The following is a 3,586-nucleotide window of genomic DNA, read 5'->3' as shown; positions in this document are numbered from 1 at the left end:
GCCATGCTCTCGACCGCGCCGATATTCAGCTCGCTCAGCGCCGCGAGCAGCGTCTTTTCCTTGGTGTCCGACCCCACGATCGGCTTGCGCACGGTGCCGGTCAGCTTGCCCTGCGCGATCTCCAGCACATTGGCGATGGCGCGGTCGAAGCCGATCTCGGCCGCGACCGGCTCGGCGAAGCGGGTGAAGCCGCCCGACACCAGAATGGCATGGCCGCCGCGCGCCTTCATCGTGCGGATCAGCGCACGAGCCCCGGCCATCAGTTTGACCCGCTCGGCCAGGCATTGTTCGATGACGCGCTCGTCCAGCCCTTCGAGCAGCGCGACCCGCGCGTCGAGCGCGGCGGCAAAGTCGAGTTCGCCGCGCATGGCTCGTTCGGTGACCTCGGCGACCTGTTCCTTGATCCCGGCATAATCGGCCAGTTCGTCGATGCACTCGACGGTGATCATGGTCGAATCCATGTCGGCGACAAGAAGGCGCTTTTCCCGATTGGCTGCAGGCTGGACAATGACATCGAGCGTCAGGTCCTGTCCGTATCCACCCTTGGCGATCGCACAGGCGCGTTGCTTCAAGCCGTTTGCCAGTTCCGCGCAGTCGCTCGCCGAAAAGCCGTCAGCGGGTTGGAACGTCAGATCGAACGCGCGGCCTTCGTCCAGCCATTCCCCCGAAACCAGCCGTCCCGCCGTGGATTCGCCGTCGAATTCGTAGGCGACGTCAGAAAGCATCGCGGCGTCGAAGGTCTGATCGGCTATGTAGGTCGCAATGAACACAATGGCTCTCCCGAATGTCGCGCTCATCGCAGGGCCGACCGCCAGCGGCAAGTCCGCATTGGCGCTCGATCTGGCGAAGGCGACCGGCGGCACGATCATCAATGCCGATTCGGCGCAGGTCTACCGCGACCTGTCGATCCTGACCGCCCGCCCCTCCCGCGAGGAAGAGGCGCAGGCTCCGCACCGGCTGTTCGGTCATGTCGACGGCGCGGACACCGGCTATTCGGCGGCGCGCTGGGCGGCGGAGGCGCGCGCGGCGATCGAGGACAGCGTGGCGACGGGATCGCTGCCCATCCTGGTCGGCGGCACCGGCCTTTATATGCGCACCCTGCTCGACGGCATCGCGCCGGTGCCCGAAATCGCCACCGCCATCCGGGCCGAGGTCCGCGCGCTGCCCGTCGCCGAGGCGCATGCCGCGCTGTCGCGCGAGGACCCCGTGGCCGCCGCCCGGCTGAATCCCGCCGACACCACCCGCGTCGCCCGCGCGCTGGAGGTGGTGCGGTCGACCGGCCGCGCGCTGCATGAATGGCAGGCGCGCAAGGAAGGCGGCATCGGCGACCGCATCGCCCTGTCCGCCGTCATCCTGCTGCCCGAACGCGACTGGCTGAACGCGCGGATCGATCGGCGTTTCGGCGAGATGCTGGACGAAGGGCTGGACGAAGCCGCCACGCTGCTCGCGCGGCGAGACCTCCCCGCAGACGCCCCCATCCGCCGCGCGATCGGCGTGCCGGAGGCTGCGGCACTACTGGCCGGCACCATGACCCGCGCAGAGGCCGAGGCGGCGGGCGCGCTTGCGACAAGGCGTTACGCCAAAAGGCAATTTACCTGGTTCCGTCACCAGCCCGGCCCCGGCTGGACTACGATTTCCGACACCGCGCCCGATGTGCGACGCAACATAATAGAAACTTTATTGCGCAATTGACGGTTGACGCGCACTTTTTAAACTTGTAGCCGCGCCTTTCCCGACACGCCCCGTCAGCGGGCAACGGATGCAGAAGGACGAAGACGATGACCGAGAAAAGCGGAGCCGATATCCTGGTCGAGGCGCTGTGCGATCTCGGCGTGGAGGTCGTCTTCGGCTATCCGGGTGGTGCGGTGCTGCCGATCTATGACGCCATGTTCCGATCGAAGCGCATCCGCCACATTCTCGTCCGCCACGAACAGGCGGCGACCCATGCGGCGGAGGGCTATGCCCGATCGACCGGCAAGCCCGGCGTGGTGCTCGTCACCTCCGGGCCGGGCGCGACCAATGCGGTTACCGGCATCACCGACGCGCTGCTCGATTCCATCCCGATGGTGGTCATCACCGGCCAGGTGCCGACCGCGCTGATCGGCACCGACGCGTTTCAGGAAGCCGATACGGTCGGCATCACGCGCCACTGCTCCAAGCACAATTACCTGGTGAAGGACCCCGCGCGCCTGGGCGAGGTGGTGCATGAGGCGTTCCACATCGCGACCTCGGGCCGCCCCGGTCCGGTCGTGATCGACATTCCCAAGGACGTGCAGGTCGCCACCGCCCGCTATCAGAAGCCCGGCCCGATCCGTCACAAGACCTATCGCCCGCAGGTGAAGGCCGACCAGAGCCAGATCGAGCAGTTGGTCGACATGCTGGCGGCCGCCGAACGCCCGATCCTCTATACCGGTGGCGGCATCATCAATTCGGGTCCGGCCGCGTCGCAGCTGCTGCGCGAACTGGCCCGCATCACCGGCGCGCCCGTCACCTCGACCCTGATGGGTCTGGGAGCGTTCCCGGCCAGCGACCCGCAATGGCTGGGCATGCTGGGCATGCACGGCACCTATGAAGCCAATATGGCGATGAACCAGGCCGATCTGGTGGTCGCGCTGGGCAGCCGCTTCGACGACCGCGTGACCGGCCGCCTGGACGCGTTCAGCCCGAACAGCCGGAAGGTCCATGTCGATATCGACCGGTCGAGCGTGAACAAGAATGTCCGCGTCGACCTGGCGATCATCGCTGATGTCGGCCACGCGCTGGAGGATGCGGTGCGCATCTGGAAGTCGCGCCAGCATCCCAAGCCCGACACGACCGAGTGGCAGCGCCGCATCGCAGGGTGGCGCGCGGTCGGTTGCCTCTCCTTCCCGGAGAATGGCGACGCGATCATGCCGCAGCGCGCGATCCGCGCGCTCTACGACGCGACCAAGGCGCGCCAGCCGATCATCACGACCGAGGTCGGTCAGCACCAGATGTGGGCCGCGCAGCATTTCGGCTTCGAAAAGCCCAACAAGTGGCTGACGTCCGGTGGTCTGGGCACCATGGGCTACGGCCTGCCCGCCGCGATCGGCGCGCAGCTCGGCAATCCGGGTGCGTTGGTGATCGACATCGCCGGTGAAGCCTCGATCCAGATGAATATCCAGGAACTGGCGACGGCGACGCAATATCGCCTGCCGGTCAAGATCTTCATCCTGAACAACGAATATATGGGCATGGTCCGCCAGTGGCAGGAACTGACCTATGAGAGCCGCTATGCCGAAAGCTATTCGGACTCGCTGCCCGACTTCGTAAAGCTGGGCGAGGCCTATGGCTGGAAGGGTATCCTGATCGAGCATCGCGATCAGCTGGAGGACGGCATCGCCGCGATGCTGGACCATGACGGGCCGGTGATCGTCGACTGCCGCGTCGCCAAGCTCGCCAACTGCTTCCCGATGATCCCGAGTGGCGCCGCGCATACCGACATGATCCTGCAGGCCAATGAGGTATCGGGCACCATGGACGACGAGGCCAAGGCGCTGGTTTGACCTCAAAGGGGTCAAAGGGGGGCTTGGTCCTCCCTCGCCTTCCCTCCCCCGGCCCCTCCCGC

At 66.5% G+C, this 3,586-nt stretch carries 3 protein-coding genes; 2 read left to right on the top strand and 1 reads right to left on the bottom strand.

The features are described 5' to 3' along the window. The coding region (gene serB / locus SB4_RS18165; RefSeq protein WP_420893903.1) for a phosphoserine phosphatase SerB at positions 1–770 on the bottom strand (770 nt) is incomplete at its 3' end. On the opposite strand from serB, the gene miaA reads away from it, so the two are divergent. Then, positions 763–1,692: a tRNA (adenosine(37)-N6)-dimethylallyltransferase MiaA gene (gene miaA, locus SB4_RS18160; RefSeq protein WP_153006335.1), complete on the top strand. Its 930-nt coding sequence runs from the start codon at positions 763–765 to the stop codon at positions 1,690–1,692. The two genes, serB and miaA, sit on opposite strands and share 8 nt — an antisense overlap. A gap of 86 nt (positions 1,693–1,778) precedes the next feature. Next, complete coding sequence (locus SB4_RS18155; RefSeq protein ID WP_058753685.1) at positions 1,779–3,524, top strand: acetolactate synthase 3 large subunit; 1,746 nt, start codon at positions 1,779–1,781, stop codon at positions 3,522–3,524. The last annotated feature ends 62 nt before the right edge of the window (positions 3,525–3,586 follow it).

Origin of the sequence: Sphingomonas sanguinis, assembly GCF_001476905.1 — a bacterium.
GTDB lineage: Bacteria > Pseudomonadota > Alphaproteobacteria > Sphingomonadales > Sphingomonadaceae > Sphingomonas > Sphingomonas sanguinis_B.
The sequence above is the reverse complement of the archived record's forward strand: the minus strand, read 5'-3'. Positions and strand labels throughout refer to the sequence as shown.